The following is a 25,503-nucleotide window of genomic DNA, read 5'->3' as shown; positions in this document are numbered from 1 at the left end:
AAATCCATGAACGACCTGTCACGCTCCACCGAAGCCGTTCCCGCGTCGCGCCTCGCCGCGTTCGTCGAGCGCTGCGCCGATACCATCATCCGGCAGCGCCGGCTGCTGATGCTGCTGTGCGTCGCGGTGACGCTCGCGCTCGGCCTGTCCGCGACGCGCCTGAAGCTCGATCCGGGCTTCAACAAGATGATCCCGATGCAGCACCCGTACATGCAGGTGTTCGAGCGCTATGCGGGCGCGTTCCCCGGCGCGAACACGATCCTCGTGAGCCTGCGCTGGAAGGGCGACAGCGACATCTACAACCAGACGTTCATGGACGCGCTGCGCCACGCGACCGACGACGTGTTCTTCATCCCCGGCGTGAACCGCTCGCGCGTGTTCTCGTTGTTCACGCCGAACGTCCACTACACCGAGGTGACGGAAGCCGGTTTTCGCGGCGACGTGGTCGTGCCCGGCCAGTTCTCGAGCGCGAACCCGGACGACCTCGCGAAGGTGCGCCGCAACGTCGCGCGCTCCGGGCAGATCGGCCGGCTGGTCGGCAACGACCTGAAGTCGGCGCTGATCCGCGCGGAGCTGCGCGAGACCGATCCGGCCACCGGCAAGCGGCTCGACTACAGCGCGGTGGCGCGCCAGCTCGAGGAAATCCGCGCGCGCTACGCGAAGCAGGGCATCGACGTGAACATCATCGGCTTCGCGAAGCTGGTCGGCGACGTCGAGGCCGGGATCGCCGGCGTGATGGCGTTCTTCGCGCTCGCGTTCCTCGTGACGGCTGCGCTGCTGTTCGCCTATACGCGCTCGCTGAAGACGACCGTGCTCGCGCTCGTCGTCGCGCTGCTGCCGGTCGTCTGGCTGCTCGGCGCGCTGCCGCTGCTCGGGCTCGGCATCGATCCGATGTCGATCCTCGTGCCGTTCCTGATCTTCTCGATCGGCGTGTCGCACGCGGTGCAGATGACCAATGCGTGGAAGCAGGCGCTGGTGCACGGCGCATCGTCGGCGGAGGCCGCGCGCGACGCGTTCCGCAAGCTGTTCGTGCCGGGCACGGTCGCGCTGCTGACCAACGCGCTCGGCTTCATGGTGATCATGCGGATCAAGATCGACATCGTGCGCGAGCTCGGCATCACCGCGTGCCTCGGCGTGCTGCTGATGATCGTCACCAACAAGGTGTTCCTGCCGATCCTGCTGTCGTACACGCGCCTCGAACGCGGCACGCTCGCGCGGGCGCAGCGCACCGCGGCGGCCGGCGGAAGCCCGATGTGGTCGCGCTTCGCGCTGTTCGCGCGCCCGGCGCCCGCGCTCGGCGTGTTCGCCGTCGCGCTCGCGCTGCTCGCGTACGGCACGCTCGAGTCGCGCAGGCTCGAGATCGGCGACATCGGCACCGGCGCGCCGGAGCTGCGCGCGAACTCGCGCTACAACGTCGACAACGCGGCGATCACGCACCAGTACAACATCGGCGTCGACGTGCTGTCGGTGATCGTCGAGACGACCGGCTTCGACGACGCGTGCCTGCATTACCCGGTGATGAGCGCGATCGAGAAGTTCGAGATGAACATGCGCGGCGTGGCGGGCGTGCAGTCGGTGACGAGCGTCGCGTCGCAGGGCAAGGTGTTCATCGCCGCGTTCAACGAAGGCAATCCGCGCTGGGCCGCGCTGCCGCGCTCCAGCGACGGGCTCACGCAGGGTTCCAACGCGTTCGACCCCGACAACGGGATGAACACCGCGAACTGCAAGGCGATCCAGGTGCTGATCTACACGAAGAACCACGAAGGCACGACCATCGCGCACATCGTCGACGAGATCAAGCGCTACGCGGCCGAGAACCCGACGCCGAACGTCGCGTTCCGGCTCGCGGGCGGCAACGTCGGCGTGATGGCCGCGACCAACGAGGCGGTCGGCGACGCGGAGGTCGCGATGCTGCTGTCGATCTTCGGCGCGATCGCGCTGCTGTGCGCGGTCACGTTCCGCTCGTGGCGCGCGGTGCTGTGCATCATCGTGCCGCTCACGCTGGTGTCGATCCTGTGCAACGCGGTGATGGCGCGACTAGGCATCGGGCTGAAGGTCGCGACGTTGCCGGTGATCACGCTCGGTGTCGGCGTAGGCGTCGACTACGGGATCTACCTGTACGAACGCCTGCAGCACGACCTGCGCCACGGCGCGACGCTGCCCGACGCATTCGCCGACGCGATGCGCCAGCGCGGCACCGCGGCGCTGTTCACGGCCGTCACGATGTTCATCGGCGTCGGCACGTGGGCGTTCTCCGCGCTGAAGTTCCAGGTCGACATGGGCGTGCTGCTCGCGTTCATGTTCCTCGTGAACCTGTTCGGCGCGGTGTTCCTGCTGCCCGCGCTGGCCGCGTGGCTCGGCGTCGAGCGTGCCGAGCGCCGCGTGGCGCAACTGCCGCAGCCGTCCGCGTCGTCTGCGTCGTCTGCGCCGGCACCCGCGCGCGAACCGACGCGCGCGCTCGAACCCGGCAATCCGGCGCGCTGAACGACGCAACCCCCGAACCCCCATTACCCCGGTGCGCGGCGGGCCGCCGCGCGTCCCCCAAAGAGGAGTCAACCCACATGTCCGCACGCCCTTACAAGATCGAAGCCCAGCCGCTCGCGCAGCGCTATGCGCGCGGCTGGCACTGCCTCGGCCTCGCCCGCGACTACAAGGACGGCAAGCCGCACACGCTGAACATCTTCGGTCGCAAACTCGCCGCGTTCGCCGATTCGACCGGCAGGATCAACATCGTCGACGCATACTGCCCGCACATGGGCGCCGACCTGAGCCTCGGCACGGTCGAAGGTGACAACCTCGTCTGCCCGTTCCACGGCTGGGCGTGGAACGGCGCAGGGCAGTGCGCGTCGATCCCGTACTGCAAGCGGATTCCGCCGAAGGCGCGCATCGGCGCGTGGCCGACCTGCGAGGAGAACAACCTGCTGTTCGTGTGGAACGACCCGGAAGGCAATGCGCCGCCGCCGGAAGTCGCGATTCCGCGGCTCGACGTGTGCTTCTCCGACGAATGGTCGGACTGGGTCGTCGACAAGATGGTGATCAACGCGAACTGCCGCGAGCTGGTCGACAACATCTCGGACGTCGCGCACTTCGCGACCGTGCACCACGCGCCGATCGACTATTTCGCGAACCTGTTCGAGGATCACAAGGCGACGCAGCTGATGGTCGGCCGCAGCGAGAGGCTCGGCGGTGACAGCCTGACCGCGCTGTCGACGTATTTCGGGCCGGCCGTGCACATCACGCAGATGACGGGGCAGAGCGGCGGGCAGCCGATCCATTCGGTGCTGCTGAACTGCCACGTGCCGATCGACATGAACAGTTTCGAGCTGCGCTACGGCGTGATCGTGAAGAAGGTGGCCGGCCTGAGCGACGCGCAGAACCTGGAGATCGCGAACGCTTACGTGAAGGAAGCGCAGCGCGCGTTCTACGAGGACGTCGACATCTGGCACAGCAAGACGCGGATCGACAACCCGCTGCTGTGCGAAGGCGACGGGCCGCTGTACCAGATGCGCGACTGGTATTCGCAGTTCTATCTGGACGCGGCCGACGTGCGGCCGTCGAGCGTCGCGCGCAAGTCGTTCGAGATGAAGATCCGCGACGGCGAGACGCCGCCGGCGCTGCATCACGTGTTCGAACCGCAGTAATGCAATAGCGCAGTCACGGCGCGGCGTGGCGAGTGGCGGGAAAAATGGGGGCGTATCGCTACGCCTCCGATTGCCGCAAACGCCCGCCGGACAAGGCGGCGCATGCTGCCGCGCGCACGCGTCGCATCGAAAGGACTTGACGGATCGGCTTGCACCGCGTAGTGTCCGAGACCGAAGTCTTCAAGAAGCTCGATTGCTCATCATTGGCCGCACGGCGTGCGGCAGTCGTTGGTCTCTCCCTCTTTGATTCTTTCTGTGCCCGTCACGGGCGCATGTTCATTTCATTCGTATTAAGGAAGTATTTGTGGATACCGGTACCGTCAAGTGGTTCAACGAAACCAAGGGCTTTGGTTTCATCTCCCCGGACAACGGCGGCGACGATCTGTTCGCCCATTTCTCTGAAATCCGCGGCACGGGTTTCAAGACCCTGGCCGAAGGCCAGAAGGTCAGCTACGAAGTGAAGCGCGGCCCGAAGGGTCTGCAAGCGTCGAACATCACGCCGCAGTAAGCCGTATCGGCACCGGTCGCCAAGCGGCGGCCGCTGCCGGACGGATCTCGCGCGGAGGCCGGCCCGAGCCGGCGTCCAGCGCGTTCCGACGCACACGACCGATGCATCGCGGCATTCACGATGCATCGGTCGTGTGCTTCCCTCATCCATCGCACGTCCGTACGACGTGCGATCCAACGCCCTCGCGACGCGTTCGCCGTGTCGCCAGCGGCCCATGCTGCAACCCGAGTAGACCGTCGCCATGCCGCACGCGGCGCGGTCCCGACTTTGCGCGGTGCCGATTGCATCGCCGCCACTGACCGCCCGACCGCCGCAACGCGCCGGGCTCCGATTGCAAGGCGGGCCCGTCGCCCGCCTGAACGAATTGATACCCGGCATCCTGCCGGCCGCCGTCCCGTTGCGGGACACGGCGCCGGTGGCTCGCCGCGGCCGCGGTCACTCACTTGTCTGGAGGAATTGGTTTGGCAAAAGAAGAACTGCTGGAACTGGACGGAATCGTCGACGAAGTGCTGCCGGACAGCAAATACCGTGTCACGCTGGAAAACGGCGTCGTGGTCGGCGCGTATGCGTCGGGCCGCATGCGCAAGAACCACATCCGCATTCTCGCGGGTGACCGTGTGACGCTGGAACTGTCGGTGTACGACCTGACGAAGGGGCGCATCAACTTCCGCCACAAGGACGCGAATTCGCCGCGTCCGCCGCGCAGCGGGCAACCGCGTCGCTAAGCAGTAGCGATCGGGCGGCGCAACGCCGTACCGATCGAAACCCGTCCGGCCCGGTCATGCAGCCGGGCACACCGGATGGACGGCGCAGGTCGCGCCGTTCGCCGGTCTGGTTCGCGGATTCGGCATCGGCGAGCCATCTCCGACGAGCGCCGGCCCAAAGCGCGCGCTCCGCTCCCATCCAGTTGTACGCATCCACGTGCCGCACTGCGCGTTTCAAATTCGAAACGTGCCGATGCGCCGGCACAGCGGCGTGCTCGGCCCGCTCGTGACGGTGACGCCACCACGTGGTCGCCGGGCGCGCGTGATGGCGGCAATCAACGCGGGCCGATGCAGGAGAGAGTCAGGCCTGTATCAACGCTGCAACACATTCATTCGCCCAGCGGGCCCATCTCCGTATTTTTCGGTTTCAACGCGCCTTGCGCACCCGACCCGCATTGGTGGCATGCCACTTGCAGCGGGGATGTGCCTGCCGGCGCATGATTTCATGGAAACCGCCGTGGGTGACCGTAACGTGGCGCACGGCGTCTTCGGGGGAAGGCCCGTCGCGTGATCTACGGTTCGGTCGTGCGTTTCTCCGTCGTGACAAGACGTATTCGAGTTCGCCTTTCCTCGCCGGCCGGCGACGGGCGTGATCGAACTTCACGACGGGAAACGTTACAAGAACAACCGGTCGGCGTCTGGGGCCCAGAGTCATGACATTCACGTTCACGCTGGTCGATCTCGCCGGCTCGATTGCGCTGGTGCTGCTCGGGACGCAGATGCTTCAGACCGGCATGCAGCGCGCGTTCGGCGCTGGCCTGCGGTCGCTGCTGGAACGGGCGCTTTTCGGGCGACTCCCTGCCTTCTTCGGCGGCATGGGCGTAACAGCGGTGCTGCAGAGCAGTACGACGACCGCGGTCATGACGAGCGAGCTCGCCGCGCAGGGGCGCGTTGGCCTTGTCCCGGCACTGGCCGTCGTGCTCGGCGCGAACGTGGGTACGACGTTGCTCGTGCAGGTGCTTTCGTTCGAAGTCGGCGCCGTGTCGCCCGCCCTGATCCTCGTTGGCGTGCTGATGTTCCGCAAGGTATCGAATACATGCGCTCATGAACTGGGGCGCACGCTCATCGGCCTGGGTCTGTTGCTGCTCGCACTGCATCATCTGCAGGAGTTGATGACGGACTACGAGGATGCGCCGAATCTTCGGATGTTGCTGAGCGACGCATCCACGATACCGCTGATCGACGTCCTGCTGGCGGCCGGCCTGGCCTGGGCCGCCGATTCGAACGTCGCGATCGTGCTCCTGATCATGTCACTGTGCGCGCAAAACGTCATTCCCCCCGATACGGCTTTCGCACTGGTGCTGGGTGCCAACCTGGGCGTGGCCATCCGCCCGGTGCTGGAGGAGACCGCGACACACGATCCTGCCTCCCGATGCGTGCCGGTCGGCATGCTGCTCATTCTGTCGGCCGGCGTGGTGATTGCGCTTGTCGCACTGACGCCGATCGGTTGCGTCATGGTCAGGATCGAACCGGACAACGGGCGGGTGGTGGCCGATTTCCATACGCTGTTCAACCTGTCGCTGGCCGGCCTGTTCCTGCCGCTGCTGGTCCCGTACGCCGACCTGCTGACCCGACTGCTTCCTTCGCTCGTGAAGGTCTCGGCCGCGTCCCGATCGCAGTACGCCGATCCGCTCGCGGAACAGGCGCCCGGGATCACGCTCGGCATGGAAGCCCGTGATGTGCTTCCCGTCGTCGACGCGGGATACGGGATACGTTCACGAGCCCGTGCCGCATCGATCGCCCGTGCCGGAGCGTCGGTCACGGAAGTCCGTACCCACGACGACGTTCTCGACAATGTCAGGATTGCGCCCCGGACACCGCTGACGCGCCCCGATGCCGGACAACTTGCCGGCTACGAGGGACGGCACCGGCATGCAGGCGACGACCGGCTACAGGAGGACGCGCGGCATTGCATCGAAATCAGTAAATGCGCCGGCCATACGATCGAGCACCTTGGCGCCGACGGCAACGTGCAGACGTACTACCCGGCGAAGTCGCTGTGGCTCACCCTGCAGGACATCCAGGTCGTCAGGCGACTGGAGCCGGCCGGCGGGACAACGCATTCGACGCTTTCGACCTATGTCCAGGGGACGGCGAGTCTGGACGACTGCTGTCTGTCGATCATGGGTGACGTGCAGAACAGCACGCGCACGATACACATCACCTTCGCGGCTCGCGAGATCGGCCAGCCTGAACGGCACGGCCTTCGCGAATTGCAGGACGAACTGGGCATCACCCATTCGGACGAACCGCTTGGCACGGCACGGCTCGGCTACAACGAGTCCGATGACGAGATGCAGGAACCGGCTCAGTGGTGGGCATGGTGCGACGTGCCGGCGAGCAGCATGCAGGCGCTTGCCGACGGCGTCGAGGCGGGGCAGGTCACAGCCGTCAAGGCCGGGCTGTGCCTGCGGGACGTCTACACGTCGATCCCGCCCGGTGCCGTGCTGACGGGGGGATTGCGCGTGTTCCTGAGGCCCGGCGAGGATGGCAACGCATTGAAGGCGGCGCCGATCGCCAGCGGATACGTCGTGTATCTCGCCATCGATCTCCCGAAGGTCAGTCTGCCGCGAGATGGCCGGTCAGCGCGGATGCCGCTGCGCACGGACGACGGGAATCCCGTCGTGGCGCTGACGGAAAGGCTCGACAAGGTGTCCACCGGCTTGAAGTGGCTCGCTGCGCTGGTCGCGATCCTGGTTGTCGTGCTTCTGAGCAAGGGGCGGTGACAACAAGGAAGCCGGGGGCTGCCGATCGCGTGGCGGCCGATTCGGCTACCGGCTCCGAATCACTGCCTCAAGCGTGCGCAATGCTCGAGCGGCCGCGTCTCGCAGGAAATCTTCGACGAACGGCTCGCATCATGTCGACTGCCGCGCGTGCTGCGGCCGACGCGCCGATCATCGCGAGGCCGTTCGCGATCACCGCGCCGCCGCGGGCCGTAGTCACTCGCATGCCGACGCGTTCCGACAACGGCCCCGAGCATGGCGACACGGCGACGAACACGAGCGCCGTCGGCAGCAGCGCGAGGCCCGCACCAGTCGAGTCGAGACGGCCGATGCTGCCGACACCGTGCCGTCAGTAGCCGGCGGGGGATATCGAACGCAGGGCCGCATCGACGCGAGCGCGACATCACTGGAGCGGGATCACGCAATGTTCGATCGCCTGGATCAGTTCGGTCTGCCGGGTCACGCCCATTTTCGAGAAGACGGCGCGCAAATGCGAGCGCGCGGTGTTGTGGCGGATCGCCATCGTTTCGGCGGCGTCCTGCAGCGACAGCCCTTGCGTCAGGTGTAGCACCAGCGACGCTTCGCTGCGGGTCAGGTTGAACATCGCCTGCAGCGTTTCGCCCGATATCTGCGGCCGGCAGTCGGGATCGCGCACCAGGACGACCGCCGCGGCGCGCCGCTTGCGGCCCGATTGCTCGTCGATCGGCAGCGGCCGCACGAGCAGGCCCAGCCGTGTGCGCCCGGCGCGGCGCGCCAGCGTCATCCCGCGCGCGGCGCCGGCCTTGCGCGCCAGCGCGTCGCGGATCAGCGCGTGCAGCGTGCGCTGGTTCGCAGCGCCGTCGCAGGCGAGCTTGCCGTCGACGATGAACAGCCCGTCGCGTTCGGCCAGCACCTGCGCCGCGTCGTCGTTGGTCTTCATCACGCGCGCCTGCTCGTCGAGCAGGATCGCGCCGATTCGCAACTGGCTGACCGTCTCCGCATACAGGTGGCGCTCGTGCGCCGTCACCTCGAGGCTCGCGCGCAGGGCCGCGGCGCGCTTCAGGTGCGGCAGCAGGAACCGGCACAGCCGCTTGTCGTTCGCGTCGAACGCCGGCGCGCCGTGCGGCCGGCAGATGCGCAGCCGGCACTCATTGTCGGCGTCCACGTGGATGTCGGCACCCATCACGTGCAGCACGTCGTACATCCGATCAAAGTTCCGGTATTTCTCGCTGTCGAGCCAGCAGCGTTCGCCGAGCATTTCATGGACGGTCGTGACCGTGTCGCGTGGCAGGTCGACGAACGCGTCGAGCGTGTAGAAGCGCTGCAGATACGCGCCGGTGCCAACCGACGTATCGACGAGGCTCGACGTGACGATCAGCCCCTTCATCGCATCGGCGGGCGGGCGCAGCACGAGCGTCGCGTAGTTGGCCGCGAGCCGGATGCGGAGCGCGTCGAGCAGCCCGCGCCACGGGACGGCGGACGTCACGCCTTCGTAGACGAGGCCGATCAGGTCGCTCAGTTCGTCGGGCGTCGCGGCGGCGAGGTCGGCGCCGGCGTGCGCGGGCGGTGGGGCGATCGTGGGCACTGCGGTGTCTCCTGTCCTGTCGTGGTGTCGCCGCCGCGTTCGAGGGCGACGGGCGATATCGCGAGGTTGCCGCACGCGGGCGGGAACGGGAATGCGGGCGTGCCATTAGCTGCGTCGAACGATCGCCAAAGATCGCCGGAGCCGGCGGGTCCCGCGTGCCGCCGGCGTCGTCGGCGGCGGTGGCGTCGGCGCCGGCCATCGTCGCGCGATCGGCGTGGCGACGTGCCGTTTCTAGTCCAAACCGGGGTTGTTTACGCCCGCTTCGCGCACGAACTTGCGCCGGTTCCGCGCGCGGACGGCGATCTCGTCCATCCGGAGTATGTCCGGCCCCGACCCGGTTCCGACAATGGGCCCGCACACGACTCGATCACGGAGGAGACACATGGAACTGCAACACGCCGCCCAGGTGTTGGGCGACCGGTATGCGCGCGGCTGGCACTGCCTCGGGCTCGCCGCCGACTACCGGGACGGCAGGCCGCACCGGCTCGACATCTTCGGCACGCAGCTCGTCGCGTTCGCGGGCGACGACGGCGCGATCCGGATCCTCGATGCGTGGTGTCCGCACATGGGCGCCGACCTGTCGAAGGGCGAGGTGCGCGGCAACGCGCTCGTCTGCCCGTTCCATCACTGGCGCTGGGGCGGCGATGGCAGTTGCGAGCACGTGCCGTATGCGAACCGCGTGCCGCACAAGGCGCGGATCCGGTCGTGGCACGCGTGCGAGCAGAACGCGCTGCTGTTCGTGTGGCACGACCACGAAGGCGGCGAGCCGCCGCCGCACGTCGCGATCCCGCGCATCGAGGCGTGCTTCTCCGGCGAGTGGACGCCGTGGGCGGTCCGCAAGATGACGATCCACACGAACTGTCGCGAACTCGTCGACAACCTCGCGGACGTCGCCCATTTCGGCCCGGTCCACGGCTCGCCTGCGAACTACTTCTGCAATACCTTCGTCGGCCATACCGGCTACCAGATGTTTCGCGGCGGCCAGAGCGAGCTGCTCGGCAACGGGCTCGTCGCGGACAGCGCGTATTTCGGCCCCGCGTATCACGTCACGCGGATGACGGCCGACGTCGACGGTCGCGCGGTCGACAGCATCCTGCTCAACTGCCACGTGCCGATCGACCAGCACAGCTTCGATCTGCGTTACGGCGTGATGATCCGCAAGGATCCGGCGCTGTCCGACGACGAGAATCGCGCGATCGCGAATGCGTACGTCGAGCAGGCGCACCGCTCGTTCTTCCAGGACGTCGAGATCTGGCACAACAAGACGCGAATCGATTTCCCCGTGCTGTGCGAAGGCGACGGCCCGATCTATCAGCTGCGCGACTGGTACCGGCAGTTTTATACCGACATCGCGAAGCTGCCCGCCGACCTCGACCGCAAGAGAGTCTTCGAATGGCACGACGGCGCGTGGCGCACGCTGCACGACGTGCCGCCGCTCGCGGCCAGCCGGCTGCATACGATCTGACGGAGCGCGACGATGTCATTCAACGACAAGGTGGTGCTCGTCACGGGCGCGGGCTCGGGAATGGGGCGCGCGACCGTGCTGCGGTTCGCCGCGCACGGCGCGACGGTGGTGGCCGCCGATCTGGACGGCGCACGCGCCGACGAGACGCTGCGTCTCGCACAGGCCGCCGGCACGGGTCTCGCCCGCGCGTGCGACGTGGCCGACAGCGACGCGGTCGCCGCGCTGTTCGACGCAATCGCGCAACGCTACGGGCGGCTCGACGTGCTGGTCAACAACGCGGGCGCGGGGCAGGTGCCGGGCGACGGCTTCGAACTCGCGCAGCAGCGCATCGCGCAGCGTGCGCAGCAACTGGCGAACGGCGAAACGCCGACTGTGTTTTCCGACACGATCGTCGATCTCACCGACGCGGGCTGGCGCCGCGTCGTCGACATCAACCTGAACGGCACGTTCTTCTGCTCGCGCGCCGCCGTGCGGCTGATGATTGCCGCGGGCGTGCGCGGCGCGATCGTCAACATCGCGAGCGTGTCGGCGCTGTCCGGCGAAGGGCCGCCGGCCTATTGCGCGTCGAAGGCCGCGATTCTCGGGCTGACGCGCTGTCTTGCGCGCGACCTCGGGCCGCGCGGCATTCGCGTGAACGCGATCTGCCCGGGGCCGACCCGCACGCCGATGATGCAGTCGATTCCCGACGAATGGGCGCGCGAACTCGAACGCGCGATTCCGCTCGGCAGCATGGCCGAACCGGACGACATCGCGCGCACGATCCTTTACCTCGCATCCGACGACGCGCGGCAGATGACCGGCCAGACGCTGTCGGTCAGCGGCGGCATGTACATGATCTAGGAGACCGGCATGACAGGACGTTTGCAGCACAAAATCGCGCTGATCAGCGGCGCGGGCACGGGAATCGGCGCGGCGACCGCGCAGCGCTTCGCGGCGGAAGGCGCGCGCGTGATGCTGTGCGGCCGGCGCCGCGAACCGCTCGAGCAGGTCGCGCGCGCGATCGTCGCGGCGGGCGGCGAGGCCGGCTGGGTCCAGGCCGACGTGACCGACGAGGCGGCGGTCGGCCGCGCGGTCGACGCGACGCGCGAGCGCTTCGGCCGACTCGACGTGATGGTCAACAACGCGGTGAACTATACGTGGGGCCTCGTCGACCAGGTGAGCACCGACGACTGGCATCGCTGCCTGCGCGGCACGCTCGACGTCGCGTTCTTCGGCACGCGTGCGGCGATGCGCGCGATGAAGGAGCAGGGCGGCGGCGCGATCGTCAACCTCGGCTCGGTCGCGGGGCTGCTCGGCAGCCCGGGGCTGTCCGCGTATGGCGCGGCGAAGGCCGGCGTGCTGAATTTCAGCCGCGCGGTCGCGCTCGAAGGCGCGGCCGACGGAATCCGCGTGAACGTCGTGATTCCGGGTGTGATATGGAGCGAGGGCACGCGCGAAGCGCTGCAGGACGACGCGATGCGCGACGGCACCGCGCGCGCGGTGCCGCTGCGGCGCATCGGCGAGCCGCGCGAGGTGGCGGACGCGATCCTGTTTCTCGCATCCGACGAAGCGTCGTACATCACCGGGCAAAGCCTCGTCGTCGACGGCGGCAAGACCTGCCGCCTCGATGTCGGCGCGACCGACTACGTGTCGGACACGTCGACCGAACGGCGCGCGCAATCCGGCCTGCAACCCGATCCGGCCGGAGCCGCTACGCGATGAACGACACGACGAGCGACACAGCCCTGCTCGCGCGGATCGACCGGCTCGAATCGATCGAGGCGATCCGGATGCTGCCCGCGCAATACGCGCTCGCGCTCGACATGCGCGATCTCGACGCATGGACGAACCTGTTTCCGGAGGACGTCGTGGTCAGCCGCGACCAGGTCGGACGTGCGCACCTGAAACGCTGGATCGACGACACCTTGCGCCACCAGTTCACCGTCACGTCGCATCACATCGGCGGCCACATCATCGAGTTCTCGGACGCTGACCACGCGAGCGGCGTCGTCTATTCAAAGAACGAGCACGAGACGGGCCCCGAGTGGGTCGTCATGCAGATGCTCTACTGGGACGACTACGAGCGGATCGACGGACGCTGGTATTTCCGCCGGCGCTATCCATGCTACCTGTACGCGTCGGACCTGAACCGGCCGCCGATCGGCGAGCGCAAGATGCGCTGGCCGGGCCGCGAGCCGTACGACGGTTCGTGGCACGCGTTGTGGCCGTCGTGGCAGGCGTTCTGGAACGACAAGCCGGAAGGGTTGCCCGACGTCGCGCCGCCCGCACCGCTCGATGCGTTCCTCGCAACGATGCGGCGCGGTTCGCCGTTCCCGAAGATTCGCACGCGCTGACGGGCGCACGGAGGCCGACCATGAGCATGCCGCTTTTCGAACCGGCGCGCATCGGTGCGTTCGCGATGCCGAACCGCATCGTGATGGCGCCGATGACGCGCAGCCGCGCGGACGAACACGACGCGCCCGGCGACCTGCATGTCGCGTACTACGCGCAGCGCGCGGGCGCCGGATTGATCGTCGCGGAAGGCACGTATCCGCACGCCGACGGCAAGGGTTACTGCCGCACGCCCGGCATCGCGACGCAACACCAGATCGATGCGTGGCGACGCGTGACCGACGCCGTGCACCGCGCGCACGGCCGTATCGTGCTGCAGCTGATGCACGTCGGGCGAGTCGCATCGCGCTTCAACAAGGCGCCGGAGGCCGAGACCGTCGCACCGTCCGCGCTGCGTGCGAACGGCACGATTCACGCGGACGGGCACGGCGCGGTGCCGATGGAGATGCCGCGCGCGCTCACGCGCGCTGAGATTCCCGACGTGATCGACGGCTTCCGGCAGGCGGCCGCCAATGCGATGGCCGCCGGCTTCGACGGCGTCGAACTGCACGCGAGCAGCGGTTATCTGCCGATGCAGTTCCTGCTCGCATGTTCGAATCGCCGCACCGACGACTACGGCGGTACGCCCGCGCGGCGCGCGCGCTTCACGATCGACGCGCTCGACGCGATGGCCGGTGCGATCGGCGCGCAGCGCGTCGGGCTGCGGATCTGCCCCGGCAATCCGTACAACGACATGCATGACGACGATCCCGCGTCGACGTACGGCACCTTGCTCGATGCGGTGGCGCCGCTCGGGCTTGCGTATCTGCACGTGAGTCGCTCGCCGGACCGGCGGCTCGATGCGTTCGCGCTCGCTCGCCGGCATTTTCGCGGGGCGCTGATCGCGAACGACGGATTCGACGCGCACAGCGCGGCCGATGCGCTGGCAGCCGGCCACGCGGACGCCGTGTCGTTCGCGCGACACTTCATCGCGAACCCGGACCTCGTCGCCCGCTTGCGCGACGGCGCGCCGCTTGCCGCATTCGACCGCGCGACGCTCTATACGCCAGGCGCGTGCGGCTTCACCGACTATCCGCCGCTCGCCGCGAGCGCCGCGGGCGTGCCATCCATCGAACGGAGTACCCCGTGACCTCAACGCTTCCCGTGCCGTCGACGATCCCCGCGATGCTGGCCGAATCCGCGCAGCGTTACGCGACCCATGCTGCGATCGTCGACGACGGCCGCGCGGTCGACTACGCGTCGCTGTACGACGCGGCTCGCCGCGCCGCACGCGCGCTGATCGCGCTCGCCGTGCAGCCGGGCGAGCGCGTCGCGATCTGGGCGCCGAACCTGCACGAATGGATCGTCGCCGCGCTCGGCGTCCATTGCGCCGGTGCCGCGCTGGTGCCGCTGAACACGCGGCTCAAGGGCGACGAAGCCGCGGACATCCTGAACCGCAGCCGCGCGCGCGTGCTGTTCTCGGTCGGCGAATTTCTCGGCGTCCGCTATCCGGACATGCTCGCCGCGCACGCGCTGCCGTCGCTGCGGCACACGATCGTGCTGCGCGATCCGCACGCGGGCGCCGCCGGCTGGGATGCGTTCGTCGCGCTGGCCGATTCGGTCCCCGAGGCGGCGCTCGATGCGCGGATCGCCGCGATCGGGCCGCACACGCCGTCGGATGTGCTGTTCACGTCCGGCACGACCGGCCGGCCGAAGGGCGTCGTGACCGCGCACGGGCAGAACCTGGCCGCATTCGACCAGTGGTCGACGCTGGTCGGCCTGCAGGCCGGCGATCGCTACCTGGTCGTCAACCCGTTCTTTCACGCGTTCGGCTACAAGGCCGGCTGGCTCGCCGCGCTGATTCGCGGCGCGACGATCCTGCCGCAGGCGACCTTCGATGCCGAAACGGTGCTGCGCCGCATCGCGGATGAACGTGTGACCTTTCTGCCCGGATCGCCGACGCTCTACCTGAGCCTGCTCGCTCATCCCGGGCTCGACCGCTACGACCGCACGTCGTTGCGCGTGGCCGTGACCGGCGCGGCGAACGTCGCGCCTGACCTGATCACGCGGATGCGCGAGCGTCTCGGCTTCGCGTCGGTGCTGACCGCCTACGGGCTGACCGAATGCTGCGGACTCGCGACCGTCTGCCGCGCGGGCGACGACGAGCAGGTCGCCGCGACGACCTGCGGCCATCCGCTGCCCGGCATCGAACTGCGCTGCGTCGACGCCGCGGGAGCCGACGTGCCGGTCGGGATGCCCGGCGAGATCCTGATTCGCGGCTTCAACGTGATGCAGGGCTATCTCGACGACGACGCGGCGACCCGCGACGCGATCGATGCGAACGGCTGGCTGCATACGGGCGACGTCGGCGTGCTCGACGAACGCGGCTACCTGCGCATCACGGATCGGTTGAAGGACATGTTCATCGTCGGCGGATTCAACTGCTATCCAGCGGAAATCGAGAACATGATCGCCGCGCACCCGGACGTCGCGCAGGTTGCGGTGATCGGCGTGCCGGACGCGCGGCTGGGCGAAGCAGGCCATGCGTTCGTCGTGCAACGCGCAGGCGCGGCCCTCGACGCAGCGACGCTCGGCGCGTGGTGCCGCACGCGAATGGCGAACTACAAGGTGCCGCGGGGTATCGCATTTGTCGATGCGCTGCCGCTCAACGCATCGGGCAAGGTCTTGAAGCAAGCGTTGCGCGAATTGTCCGCACGGGATTCGGCGTGACGTGCGACCATCGACGACTGAATCGTCGACATAAAACACTCGAAACAGGAGACAACGCATGACGACTCAAAACTCATCCATGCACGGCGACGTATCGCGCATCGCATTCGACGCACCGTCGACCGGCGTGATCGTGACGGGTGGCGCATCGGGCATCGGCCATGCATGCGCGGAAGCGCTCGCGGCGGTCGGTCGGCCGGTCGCGATCTGGGACATCCAGGCCGACAAGGCGCGCGACGTCGCGGGCAGGCTCGGCGAGCGCTACGGCGTGCCGGCGTTCGGCATCGGCGTCGACCTGCGCGACGGCGGCCGGATGAACGACGCGCTGGCCGCGACGCGCGCCGCGTTGCCGGCGCTCGGCGGTCTCGTGCACGCGGCGGGCGTGGTCGACCAGACCGGCATCGACGCGCTGACCGAAGCGCGCTGGGACGCCGTGCTCGACGTGAACCTGCGCGCGCTCGCGCTGCTCGTGCAGGCAATGCTGCCGGACCTGCGCGCGCAGCGCGGCTCGGCGGTCGTCGCGATCGCGTCGATCAACGCGACGCTCGGTAACGGCCTGATTCCGGCGTACACGGCATCGAAGGGCGGGGTGCTCGCGCTGGTCCGCTCGCTCGCGGACGGCCTCGGCAACGACGGTATCCGCGTGAACGCGATCTCGCCGGGCCAGATCCTGACGCCGATGCTCCAGCCGGCCGTCGACGCGTTGCCGGCCGGCACGTTCGAGCGCCGGATCATGTTGGGCCGGCTCGGCGATCCGGCGGAGATCGGCCGCGTGGCGCGGTTCCTGATGTCCGACGAGGCTAGCTACGTGACCGGGGCCGAGCTGGTCGTGGACGGCGGCAACATTCCGTCGCAGCGGTTCTGAGTGCGTCGTCGTAGCGAATCGCAGCGGAAATGAAGAACGCGGAGCATGAAGCTCCGCGTTTTTCATTGCGAAGGCCGGATTGGTTGTCGAGGGCGGGCGGTCAGCGGTCCCGGGGGGCTGAACGATCACCGTCGCAACATCGGAGACGACAGCGCCGCGCGTGCGCCGGCGACCCGATCGACGAAATGCGCTCGTTTTGTCGTTCTCGGCACAGTGAGGCTACTGTCTGCAATGCGGAATTTCCATGGTCGAATCCGGCCGCCGCCGTACTATTGAGGCCTGCAGAGGATTCTATTTGGCCGGGGGTATTGATTTAGTACTGGTACTAGCATCAAATTTGTTTCAAATTGGTAATTATCCAATTAATCTCAAAATAAAAATAATTGGCATTTCTTTTTATGTTGACGCGTTGAGTTCGGAAAAATAGAATTTTTCGTCGATCCGGATGGTTGCTGTTCTCCTTGATCCCGATTCTCTGGCGTGGAATGTCTCAAATGACGATGGCGAATAATTCCGCCTTCGTGGATTTTTTTAATAAATCTAAATTGAGTTTGTGATTTTCAGGATTCGATCGAATCGTCGGATTGATTTTCAATGGTTCGATCGTGTCCATTCACATTGAAACGATGGAAGTACACCAATGGATGAAAGAAAAGAGTCTCCGGCGGCAACAGCATCGAATATCTACTTCGGTCCTTCCGCGCAGAGAAAATGGCTGGGACGTGGTCCGGCGCGCGATGTCGACGTCGTGCTGCTGACACATCCGCGCGACCGCGCCGACGTTGCGCGGATGTTCCCTTGGGCAGACATGCTCGACGGCAACGCGCTCGCAGATTTGCTGGACTGTCTGCAGCCCGTCTACGGCGAGATCATCGAGGCGCAGGACATCAACATCGGCATCCTGTTTCTGCCGATTCTCGCGGAAGACATGATCGACCCGAGAAAGCGCGCATCCAGCCGCAGCCGCATGGAGAAGGAGGGGTTGACCAAGGCGGCCGCTATGGGCGCGCGGCATGTCTGTCTGGGTGGACTAACCGGGGCACTGACGAATTACGGACGCCGCATCGAAGCGCGCTCGAAGGAACTCGGTCTTGAATTGACGACCGGCCATGCGGTGACGTCGGTCTCGATCGTCCGCCAGTTCGACAAGGCGCTGTCCGAGTCGGGATTGAACGGAGGCGACGCCGTCCTCGCCATTCTCGGCGCCGGCAGCGTGGGTGCGGGGGTGGCCAGGCTGCTGGCGCATTCGCCCCGGGCCACTCGGCCCGCGGAATTGATCCTCGTCGACACGCTGCAGCAGCGGGACAGGGTTCGCGCTCTCGCGGAGGAAGCGGCGGCAGGTTCTCCGATGCGGGTATCGGTCGAGGTGCTTCCGACGCGTTACGCGTTGCCGGACGACAGCAGGTGCTATCTCGATGCCAACGTCATTGTCAGCGCGGTCAGCACGCCTTCCATCCTCGATATCGACCTCGTGCGCGCCGGTACGATCCTGCTCGATGACAGCCAGCCCTATTGCTGGGATCGCGACGCGGCGTGGGCGCGTGTGCGGGCGCGTGGCGACATCCTCCCGTGCGACGCAGGGCTTGTCGATGTAGGCGAGATCGCATACCGGTCGTTCTTCCCGTTCGATTTCGCCGACGACGTCGGACACGGCAGCGCCGTTTCATGGTCGTGCCTCGCCGAAGGGTTGTTACGCGCGAGCCTGCCGCGGCTTGCAAGCAATATCGGCGAGGCCGATACGGCGCAGTTGCTTGCCTACGAGCGCGCGTTCGATGACATGAAGTTCGGGATTCCGCCGCTCCAGTGCGGTAAGCATGTGCTCGATGTCGCCGCTTTCCGCCGCTTTCTAGGCAATGCGGCCGGACCCTCCGGCGCGCGGGGAGGTCGTTCGTGAAGACGATCCCGATCCATCGCGGATGCACCCGCTGCGGGATGCCGTTGCGTTACGACGCGCTGATGAACGGCACCGACGCCGACGAGATCGTGGCATCCGGGCTGTGCACACACTGTTCGGGCATGCAATCCGACCGGCGCGCGGAGTACGAACCGGATGCGGATCACGAATGGTTGCTCGATTCGATCATTTCCGCCGCCGACGGCGAGCGCACGTGGCGTCACAAGGCGCTCTCGGTCGCGAAACGCCTGCCGTTCGTTGGCGACGCCAGCCTCGGGACGGCAGCGGCCATGCTCGATTCGATTCCGGCGCGTGAGCCACGTTCGACCTATTCCGCGATGGTGCTCTACAGCGGCGGCAAGGATAGTACCTACATGCTGGTTCAACTCGCCGAGAAAGGGGTGAACGTTTGTGCGTGGATGCTGGATCCCGGCTACCAGTCGCCGCAAACCCTCGAGAGCGCGCGGCGCGTTACCGCGAAGCTTGGTATTCCACTGGTGATCGAACGTCCCGACAAGGCGCTCACGGATGCGCTGTTCCGATCGGGATTCTCGATCGACGGGAACTCGGATGTCGATCTGCAGAAAGGCGCCATGACGTACGGCTCCGCGTGCTGGCCGTGCTTTTCGCTGATCGCGGTCAGCGCGAGCGCATTCGCGAATCGCCATCGCATTCCGCTTTGTTTCATCGGCACGCAAAAAGGGCAGAACCGGTTGAATCTCGAGGGTGCCGGCGTGTTGTCGGCGCGCGCATTGCCGAAAGTGAACGATCTCGTCGCCAAGTTCGTGCAGCCGTTTCGGAAAGCGATTCCGGACCACGCGGGCTCGCTGGACGCCGATCCCGACGACATCAGGTTTCCGACCGTGCTCGTCCCGTACTACGAACTCGTGCGCAAGCCGGAGCGGGAGGCCCAGATTGCTCATATCGAGCGATATGACTGGATTCTCCCGAAGAACACGGGCGCGTGCAGTTCGAACTGCATGATCAACGAACTGGGTCGGGCGGTCATGCGTTCGCGATTCGGTTTCGATCTGTATCAGGTGATCGACGCGAACGAGCGTCGGCTCGGGCACGCCCCGGACCAGGCGGCGTCCGGCTCGCCCGATCCGGCCATCGTGCGTCTCGGTGCAACGATGCTCGGCTTGAGTGAGCAGGAGGCCGCCGAACTCGGCGTGGCGATTCGAAAGGGCAATCACGATGCGTAACCTGAGCGAAACCGAAACCTACTCCTTTACCGATCACATCCTGAGCCGCGCCGTCTTCGCGCTGTCGCGCGTCGTGGGTGTGAAGAACATCACTCGGCCGTTCTGGAATCGCTGGCGGGCGGCGCTGTTCGACCAGAACACGCTGGATCGCTTTCTTGCCGCGATGCACGGTCTCTCGGACTGGCCGACGAAGGGCATGGCATTCCTGCAAGGCGAGATTCGGCAGGTCGAGGCAATGCTGCCGCGGATGTCCGACGAGGAGGCCATCGCACACTACCGGCGTCTGTCGTTCCTCGCTCATCTGGTTCAGTGGGGTTGCCTGCCGCTTTCGGATGCAAAGACGATCGCCTATCGGCACTGTCGTGACTTCTACGTCGAGGCAGAACGTCGGGCATTCGGCGCGCGATTCGCCCGCCTGCGTATCGACTGGCAACACAATCCGATGTGGGCGAACCTGCATTTGCCGCAGATGCCGTTGTCGTCGCGGAAGAGTCCATTGGTCGTCATCGTACACGGCATGGACGACGTCAAGGAGGAGCATCTCGCGAGCGAACTGCTGTTTATGGAAGCGGGTTTTGCCGTACTGTGCATCGATGGTCCCGGGCAAGGCGAATCGTTCCTGATCGACGGCACGACGTGGCCCGAGAACTTCGACGAGGCGATCGTCGCGGCCGTCGACGCGTTGAGCAGCCATCCGCAGATCGACACCGAAGGCTATGCCATCGCCGGCATCAGTTGGGGCGGCATGTGGGCCTACAAGATCGCCGCGGCCGACGCGCGTGTCAGCGCGATTCTCGATCTGGGCGGCCCCGTCGACGCGCGTGACTACAACAAGCTGCCATTCTTCCTGAAAAGCAAGTTTTGCCAGATTCTCGGCATCACGTCGCTTGAGGATGCCCGGGCGGCGGCGGACCATTTCGCCATCCGCGACGTCAAGATGCTTGGCAAGATCCGCGCCCGCGTCCATATCGTTCATGGCGGACGCGACCCGCTTGTGTCGGTCGCGGACAAGACATGGCTGCGCGATACCTTGAACGGGCTCGGGCTGACCGACGGCATCAAGCTGACGCTATTCGACGACGGGGACCATTGCTGCACGCAATACGTGACGGAAATCCGGCGTGCGGCTGCCGCCGAGTTTCTCGACGCCTACACGCAGCGAACCGCCGCGCGATGCCAGCCGGACCGTCGCTTGCCGACCGCGTAATCGGTCGTCGCATACCACCGTGCAACATTCGGTTTCTTCACTATGGAACGCATCACGCTTACGCCTCGGCGGGTCGGGTACGGTTTCGTTTGCGTGTGCCTCCTGACCACAGGTTGCACCCAGTCGCCGGAAACGTATCACGGCTATATCGAAGGGCAGTTTTCCTATTTGTCGGCGCCGTACTCGGGGAACCTGAAGACATTGCGTGCCGCGCGCGGCGACCGTGTCGACGCGGGCGCGGGCGTCTTCGAGATCGATGCGCCCGACCTGGAACAGGCGATCAAACGCCAGTATCACCAGTGGCAATCGTCGCGGAACGCGCTCGGCGACCTGGAACAAGGCAAGCGTTCATCGGAAATCGATGCGGTGAAGGCACAGCTCGAACAGGCGCGGGCGAGCGCGGTTTTTTCGACGCAAAGGCTCGCCCGTGCCGAAGCCGACTACGAAATACGCGCGATTTCACTCGATCAGCTCGAAAGCGAGCGCGCGGCGGCGCGGGTGGGCCAAGCACGAGTACGCGAACTTGCCAGTCAGCTGAAGACGGCGCGATTGCCGGCACGAGACGGTCAGCTGCGTTCGCAACGACAGAGCACCGACGCGCTTCAGGCCGAATACGAACGGCTGCGGACGCAGTACCGGCAATTGTCCGTGCAGGCACCTGGAAAGGGTGTCGTCGTCGATACGTTCTTCACGCCTGGCGAGTGGGTCGTCGCGGGCAAACCGGTGGTCAAGATTCTCGTCGATCGCAATACGAAGGTGCGCTTCTTCGTGCCCGAGGTCGCGCTGCCTCATCTGCGCGTCGGTCATGTCGTGAAGCTCGCATGCGACGGGTGCGCACGCGGCTATTCGGCAACGATCACACATATCGCATCGGACGCGGAATATACGCCGCCCGTCATCTACAGCAACGACGCGCGTTCGAAACTGGTGTTTCTCGTCGAGGCGCGACCTGACACCGCCGATGCGCGCGGACTGCATCCGGGCTTGCCGGTCGAGGTGACGCGATGAACCACGCAACGCCATTGATCGAGGTGCATCGGCTGAACAAGCATTTCGGCGCGCGGCACGTCGTCAAAAACCTGAGCCTGCAGGTCGGCCGTGGCGAGATATTCGGCTTTCTCGGTCCGAACGGGAGCGGCAAGACGACCTCGTTGCGCATGATGTGCGGACTACTGACGCCGGACTCCGGCAGCGGGACCTGCCTCGGATTCGACATCCTGACGCAGCGCCAGGAGATCAAGCGGCGGGTCGGCTACATGACGCAGCGCTTTTCGTACTGGGAGGACCTGACGGTGCGGGAGAACCTCGACTTCGTCGCGCGACTGTATGCGATCGACGCGCGAAAGGAACGTGTCGCACGGATCCTCGCCGAAATGGGACTGGAATCGCGAGCGAACCAACTGGCCGGTTCATTGTCGGGCGGCTGGAAGCAGCGCGTGGCGCTTGCGGCTGCGCTGTTGCAGTCGCCTGAGCTGTTGCTGCTCGACGAGCCGACAGCCGGCGTCGACCCGGGCGTGCGCAGGGAATTCTGGGAGGAACTGCACCGCCTGGCGGCCCGCGGCATTTCGGTGCTCGTCAGCACGCACTATATGGACGAGGCCGAGCGTTGCCACAAGCTCGCCTACATCTCGTACGGGACGCTGCTGGCGCACGGCGAGGCCGGCGAGCTCGTACGGCGGCATGCGCTCCATACCTGGTCGCTGTCCGGGGGAGATCTCGTGCGATTGAACGACCGGCTGAAGGGGCGGCCGGGCGTCGAGCAGGTGATTGCGTTCGGGCGTGCGCTGCACGTTTCGGGGCGTGACGAGGCCGTGCTTGGCGCGACGCTCGAAATGGTCGGCGGCGATGGCGTCGAGATCCAGAGAGTCGCAACGAATCTGGAACACGTTTTCCTGCACTTGATGAAGGACGGATCCGGGGAGCCAGGCTGACATGACCGGATTTTCGGTTTCCCGCTGGTGGAGCATGGTGACGAAGGAATTCCTGCAGATCCGCCGCGATCGCGTGACGCTCGGGATGATCGCCGTGTTGCCGATCGTGCAGCTGGCGCTGTTCGGTTTCGCGATCAACAGCGATCCAAGGCATCTTCCGACGATCGTGCTTGCCGACGACGCAAGCGAATTCTCGCGATCGCTCGTCGCCGGCATGCGCAATACAGGCTATTTCGATATCCAGGGTGGCCTGTTTTCCGAGCGCGCGGCACGTGACGCATTGCAAAAGGGAACCGTGCAGTTCGTGGTCAGCGTGCCGCACGACTTCTCGCGGCGGCTGGTGCGCGACGAGCAGCCGGAAATTCTGGTCGAGGCGGATGCCACGGATCCCGCGGCAACGGGAAATGCGATCGCCGCGTTCAACACGATGACGCGTACGGTGCTGAACAAGGATCTGACGGGAGCGCTGGCGCCAGCCGCGCCGCCGCAAGCATTCTCTGCCCGTGTGCACAAGATCTACAATCCGGCCGGCATTACGCAGTACAACATCATTCCGGGCCTGATGGGCGTCATCCTGTCGATGACGATGGTCATGATGACGAGTCTCGCCATCACGCGTGAACGTGAGCGCGGAACGATCGAGAACATCCTCGCTTCACCGGCAACGTCCATCGAGGTGATCTGCGGAAAGATCGTTCCGTACATCGTGATCGGCATCCTGCAGTGCACGATCATCCTGCTGGCGGCCCGGTTCGTATTCAGCGTGCCGTTCGAAGGCAATCCGGTGACGGTCTACTGCCTCGCGTCGTTGTTGATCCTCGCGAACCTGATGGTCGGCATCGCCATCTCGTCGGTCGCGCGAAATCAGTTGCAGGCGATGCAGATGACTTTCTTCTATTTTCTGCCAAGCGTCCTGCTCTCCGGATTCATGTTCCCGTTTGCCGGCATGCCGGGCTGGGCACGGATGATGGGCAACGGATTGCCGCTGACCTATTTCAACAGGGCTATTCGCGGCGTCCTCCTGAAGGGCAGCGGATGGAATGAAGTTTGGCCCGATGCCGCGACGATGGTCGCTTTCACGCTGGTTGCAATGACCGTCGGCCTGCTCGCGTACAGAACCACGCTCGATTGAACGACGATGGCACAACGAACACATCCCGGCCGCCGCGCTTGCCGCGCAATTGCGCTCCTGCCGATCGCGGTCGCCATCGTCCTGGGGCAAGGGTGCCGTCATCCCGCGTTCGTCTCTCGTTCCGCGAGCGATCTGGCATTGCCTTCCACCTTCATGGGAATGAGCGCCGGATCGGCCGAACGCGACGGCGCTTCCGCGCCGGCCGCACGCGATCCGCGCTGGTGGCGGCGCTTTGGCTCGCCGGCGCTGGATACCCTCGTCGAGCAGGCGATGCAGGATAGTCCGTCCGTGCGGAGTGCGGAGTCGCGGCTGGTCGAAGCCACGAAGTATCTCGAGGGCCAGCGCGGAGCAAGTCGCTATCCGCAGGTCGATTTCGGCGCGTCGGCAAAAAAGGAGCAGTTGAATACCGCTGCGGCCGGCCTGCCGATGATTCCGAACCCGTCGCCATTCATGCTGTACAACACAAACGTGAGCGTTCGATACGACTTCGATTTCTTCGGTACGCAGCGCCATCGGATCGCCGCGAAACAATACGAAGCGGCGCTGAGAAAGCATCAGGCAGACGCGGCACGCCTGACGCTGGCCGGCAATATCGCGGCCGCGGCGGTCCGGGAAGGGCGGCTGCGCGACGAAATCGAATTGAACGAAGGCGTGTTGCAGAACCGGCAGGCCGTCCGGCAGACGCAGCACGATCGCTATGCAATCGGCAGCGTGGCTTATCGGGAAACGATCGACGGCGATTCGGACGTCGATCGAATCGAGGCGGAACTGGCGACCTTGCGCGCGCAACTGCAGCAGGTCCGGTTTCAACTCGCGGTCTATGCGGGTGTTCCATCGCCCGAATCGCTGCCGCGGTTTCGTCTGGACGATTTGCAGTTGCCACGGGACCTGCCGTCGACGGTTCCGTCGGAGTTCGTGCGTCAACGTCCCGACATCCTCGCAGCGGAGGCGAGCCTGCACATTGCCGGTGAACTGGCCGGTGTTGCCACGGCCAATCTTTACCCGCGGATCGAACTGGGCGCGAGCATCGGGTCGTCGCCGCTGGTGCTCGGCCAGTTGTTCGCGGGCGGCACGACGATCTGGAATATCGGTGCCCAGCTAAGCGCACCGATTTTTCACGGTGGAGAATTGCGTGCGTCGCGGGACGCGGCGTATGCCGCATACGATGCGACGTTTGAAGACTACCGGCAGGTGGTGCTCAGCGGATTGCAGAGCGTGGCCGATGCGATGACCGAAATCGATCGCGATACGACGGCGCTGCAGGCCCGTAGCGCCGTCGCGCGGCGCCAGCAGACCATTCTCGAGATGACGCGGCGTCAGTTCGAGAACGGTAGCTCGGATCGGCTTCGCGTGCTACGTGCCGAGTATGCGTACGATTTGACGCGGCTGGAGGTGATTCGCCTGCGCGCGGCCAGGATGGCCAGTACGGTTTCGTTTTTTGCCGCCGTCGGTGGCGACGCGTATCCTGCGCGTTGACGGCAGGCATCTATGCGGAAGACGGAGCCGCGATCGCCGCGGCTCCGGCCGGAGACTGACCTGCGATGCGTCCATGACATGGAAGGCA

General features: G+C 66.1%; 20 protein-coding genes and 1 pseudogene. 19 read left to right on the top strand and 2 right to left on the bottom strand.

What is annotated here, in order from left to right; genetic code table 11:
* Window positions 1-6 precede the first annotated feature (6 nt).
* The 5 genes from U4012_RS02225 to U4012_RS02205 all read left to right on the top strand — a co-directional run bounded on the left by U4012_RS02225 (window position 7) and on the right by U4012_RS02205 (window position 7,639).
* A complete protein-coding gene (locus U4012_RS02225; RefSeq protein ID WP_321795791.1) occupies window positions 7-2,484 on the top strand; it encodes an efflux RND transporter permease subunit in 2,478 nt (825 codons plus the stop codon).
* A gap of 77 nt (window positions 2,485-2,561) precedes the next feature.
* Window positions 2,562-3,641: a Rieske 2Fe-2S domain-containing protein gene (locus U4012_RS02220; RefSeq protein WP_321795789.1), complete on the top strand. Its 1,080-nt coding sequence runs from the start codon at window positions 2,562-2,564 to the stop codon at window positions 3,639-3,641.
* A 304-nt stretch (window positions 3,642-3,945) separates the two neighbouring features.
* Window positions 3,946-4,149: a cold-shock protein gene (locus U4012_RS02215; protein ID WP_006751843.1), complete on the top strand. Its 204-nt coding sequence runs from the start codon at window positions 3,946-3,948 to the stop codon at window positions 4,147-4,149.
* Window positions 4,150-4,610: 461 nt separating this feature from the next.
* Window positions 4,611-4,874 carry a translation initiation factor IF-1 gene (gene infA / locus U4012_RS02210; protein ID WP_006483034.1) on the top strand — a complete coding sequence of 88 codons (264 nt, stop codon included), beginning with the start codon at window positions 4,611-4,613 and terminating at the stop codon, window positions 4,872-4,874.
* Window positions 4,875-5,566: 692 nt separating this feature from the next.
* A complete protein-coding gene (locus U4012_RS02205; RefSeq protein WP_321795786.1) occupies window positions 5,567-7,639 on the top strand; it encodes a Na/Pi symporter in 2,073 nt (690 codons plus the stop codon).
* A gap of 148 nt (window positions 7,640-7,787) precedes the next feature.
* Here the strand turns inward: U4012_RS02205 and U4012_RS02200 are convergent.
* Together U4012_RS02200 and U4012_RS02195 are read right to left on the bottom strand one after the other, a co-directional pair.
* Window positions 7,788-7,970: pseudogene (locus tag U4012_RS02200) on the bottom strand (MFS transporter); the annotation flags it as partial.
* Window positions 7,971-8,039: 69 nt separating this feature from the next.
* Entirely contained in the window at window positions 8,040-9,200 is a 1,161-nt protein-coding gene (locus U4012_RS02195) for a helix-turn-helix transcriptional regulator (protein ID WP_321795784.1), read from the bottom strand.
* 382 nt (window positions 9,201-9,582) lie between these two features.
* On the opposite strand from U4012_RS02195, the gene U4012_RS02190 reads away from it, so the two are divergent.
* From U4012_RS02190 to U4012_RS02125, 14 genes are all read left to right on the top strand, one after another.
* The gene (locus U4012_RS02190) at window positions 9,583-10,665 is read left to right on the top strand and encodes a Rieske 2Fe-2S domain-containing protein (protein WP_321795781.1); all 1,083 of its coding nucleotides are present in this window, start codon (window positions 9,583-9,585) and stop codon (window positions 10,663-10,665) included.
* A 12-nt stretch (window positions 10,666-10,677) separates the two neighbouring features.
* Complete coding sequence (locus U4012_RS02185; protein WP_321795779.1) at window positions 10,678-11,505, top strand: SDR family NAD(P)-dependent oxidoreductase; 828 nt, start codon at window positions 10,678-10,680, stop codon at window positions 11,503-11,505.
* A 9-nt stretch (window positions 11,506-11,514) separates the two neighbouring features.
* Window positions 11,515-12,366: an SDR family NAD(P)-dependent oxidoreductase gene (locus U4012_RS02180; RefSeq protein WP_321795776.1), complete on the top strand. Its 852-nt coding sequence runs from the start codon at window positions 11,515-11,517 to the stop codon at window positions 12,364-12,366.
* Entirely contained in the window at window positions 12,363-12,998 is a 636-nt protein-coding gene (locus U4012_RS02175) for a nuclear transport factor 2 family protein (RefSeq protein ID WP_321795774.1), read from the top strand. Before U4012_RS02180 ends, U4012_RS02175 begins: the two co-directional genes overlap by 4 nt.
* 20 nt (window positions 12,999-13,018) lie before the next feature.
* Window positions 13,019-14,125 (top strand): alkene reductase, encoded by a 1,107-nt coding sequence (locus tag U4012_RS02170; RefSeq protein WP_321795772.1) that lies wholly within the window; start codon window positions 13,019-13,021, stop codon window positions 14,123-14,125.
* Window positions 14,126-14,160: 35 nt separating this feature from the next.
* Window positions 14,161-15,705: a FadD3 family acyl-CoA ligase gene (locus tag U4012_RS02165; protein ID WP_415750350.1), complete on the top strand. Its 1,545-nt coding sequence runs from the start codon at window positions 14,161-14,163 to the stop codon at window positions 15,703-15,705.
* Window positions 15,706-15,763: 58 nt separating this feature from the next.
* Window positions 15,764-16,570: an SDR family NAD(P)-dependent oxidoreductase gene (locus U4012_RS02160; protein ID WP_321795769.1), complete on the top strand. Its 807-nt coding sequence runs from the start codon at window positions 15,764-15,766 to the stop codon at window positions 16,568-16,570.
* Window positions 16,571-17,210: 640 nt separating this feature from the next.
* The gene (locus tag U4012_RS02155) at window positions 17,211-18,464 is read left to right on the top strand and encodes a hypothetical protein (RefSeq protein WP_321795767.1); all 1,254 of its coding nucleotides are present in this window, start codon (window positions 17,211-17,213) and stop codon (window positions 18,462-18,464) included.
* 62 nt (window positions 18,465-18,526) lie between these two features.
* The gene (locus U4012_RS02150; protein WP_321795765.1) at window positions 18,527-19,669 is read left to right on the top strand and encodes a phosphoadenosine phosphosulfate reductase family protein; all 1,143 of its coding nucleotides are present in this window, start codon (window positions 18,527-18,529) and stop codon (window positions 19,667-19,669) included.
* Complete coding sequence (locus U4012_RS02145; protein ID WP_321795763.1) at window positions 19,662-20,876, top strand: alpha/beta hydrolase family protein; 1,215 nt, start codon at window positions 19,662-19,664, stop codon at window positions 20,874-20,876. The genes U4012_RS02150 and U4012_RS02145 overlap by 8 nt, the downstream gene beginning before the upstream one ends.
* Window positions 20,877-20,969: 93 nt before the next feature.
* Window positions 20,970-21,884, top strand: a complete 915-nt coding sequence (locus U4012_RS02140; RefSeq protein ID WP_321795761.1) for an HlyD family secretion protein — start codon at window positions 20,970-20,972, stop codon at window positions 21,882-21,884.
* A complete protein-coding gene (locus U4012_RS02135; protein WP_321795759.1) occupies window positions 21,881-22,807 on the top strand; it encodes an ABC transporter ATP-binding protein in 927 nt (308 codons plus the stop codon). Before U4012_RS02140 ends, U4012_RS02135 begins: the two co-directional genes overlap by 4 nt.
* A gap of 1 nt (window position 22,808) precedes the next feature.
* Complete coding sequence (locus tag U4012_RS02130; RefSeq protein WP_321795758.1) at window positions 22,809-23,939, top strand: ABC transporter permease; 1,131 nt, start codon at window positions 22,809-22,811, stop codon at window positions 23,937-23,939.
* 6 nt (window positions 23,940-23,945) lie between these two features.
* Window positions 23,946-25,415 carry an efflux transporter outer membrane subunit gene (locus U4012_RS02125; protein ID WP_321795757.1) on the top strand — a complete coding sequence of 490 codons (1,470 nt, stop codon included), beginning with the start codon at window positions 23,946-23,948 and terminating at the stop codon, window positions 25,413-25,415.
* Window positions 25,416-25,503 lie beyond the last annotated feature (88 nt).

It is taken from the genome of Burkholderia sp. BCC1988 (assembly GCF_905339895.1).
Classification (GTDB): domain Bacteria; phylum Pseudomonadota; class Gammaproteobacteria; order Burkholderiales; family Burkholderiaceae; genus Burkholderia.
The sequence above is the reverse complement of the archived record's forward strand: the minus strand, read 5'-3'. Positions and strand labels throughout refer to the sequence as shown.

Coding starts and splice junctions, on each gene's coding strand:
- U4012_RS02225 (WP_321795791.1), top strand. CDS start 7: ATGAACGACCTGTCACGCTCCACCGAAGCCGTTCCCGCGTCGCGCCTC.
- U4012_RS02220 (WP_321795789.1), top strand. CDS start 2,562: ATGTCCGCACGCCCTTACAAGATCGAAGCCCAGCCGCTCGCGCAGCGC.
- U4012_RS02205 (WP_321795786.1), top strand. CDS start 5,567: ATGACATTCACGTTCACGCTGGTCGATCTCGCCGGCTCGATTGCGCTG.
- U4012_RS02190 (WP_321795781.1), top strand. CDS start 9,583: ATGGAACTGCAACACGCCGCCCAGGTGTTGGGCGACCGGTATGCGCGC.
- U4012_RS02185 (WP_321795779.1), top strand. CDS start 10,678: ATGTCATTCAACGACAAGGTGGTGCTCGTCACGGGCGCGGGCTCGGGA.
- U4012_RS02180 (WP_321795776.1), top strand. CDS start 11,515: ATGACAGGACGTTTGCAGCACAAAATCGCGCTGATCAGCGGCGCGGGC.
- U4012_RS02175 (WP_321795774.1), top strand. CDS start 12,363: ATGAACGACACGACGAGCGACACAGCCCTGCTCGCGCGGATCGACCGG.
- U4012_RS02170 (WP_321795772.1), top strand. CDS start 13,019: ATGAGCATGCCGCTTTTCGAACCGGCGCGCATCGGTGCGTTCGCGATG.
- U4012_RS02165 (WP_415750350.1), top strand. CDS start 14,161: ATGCTGGCCGAATCCGCGCAGCGTTACGCGACCCATGCTGCGATCGTC.
- U4012_RS02160 (WP_321795769.1), top strand. CDS start 15,764: ATGACGACTCAAAACTCATCCATGCACGGCGACGTATCGCGCATCGCA.
- U4012_RS02155 (WP_321795767.1), top strand. CDS start 17,211: ATGGATGAAAGAAAAGAGTCTCCGGCGGCAACAGCATCGAATATCTAC.
- U4012_RS02150 (WP_321795765.1), top strand. CDS start 18,527: ATGAACGGCACCGACGCCGACGAGATCGTGGCATCCGGGCTGTGCACA.
- U4012_RS02145 (WP_321795763.1), top strand. CDS start 19,662: ATGCGTAACCTGAGCGAAACCGAAACCTACTCCTTTACCGATCACATC.
- U4012_RS02135 (WP_321795759.1), top strand. CDS start 21,881: ATGAACCACGCAACGCCATTGATCGAGGTGCATCGGCTGAACAAGCAT.
- U4012_RS02130 (WP_321795758.1), top strand. CDS start 22,809: ATGACCGGATTTTCGGTTTCCCGCTGGTGGAGCATGGTGACGAAGGAA.
- U4012_RS02125 (WP_321795757.1), top strand. CDS start 23,946: ATGGCACAACGAACACATCCCGGCCGCCGCGCTTGCCGCGCAATTGCG.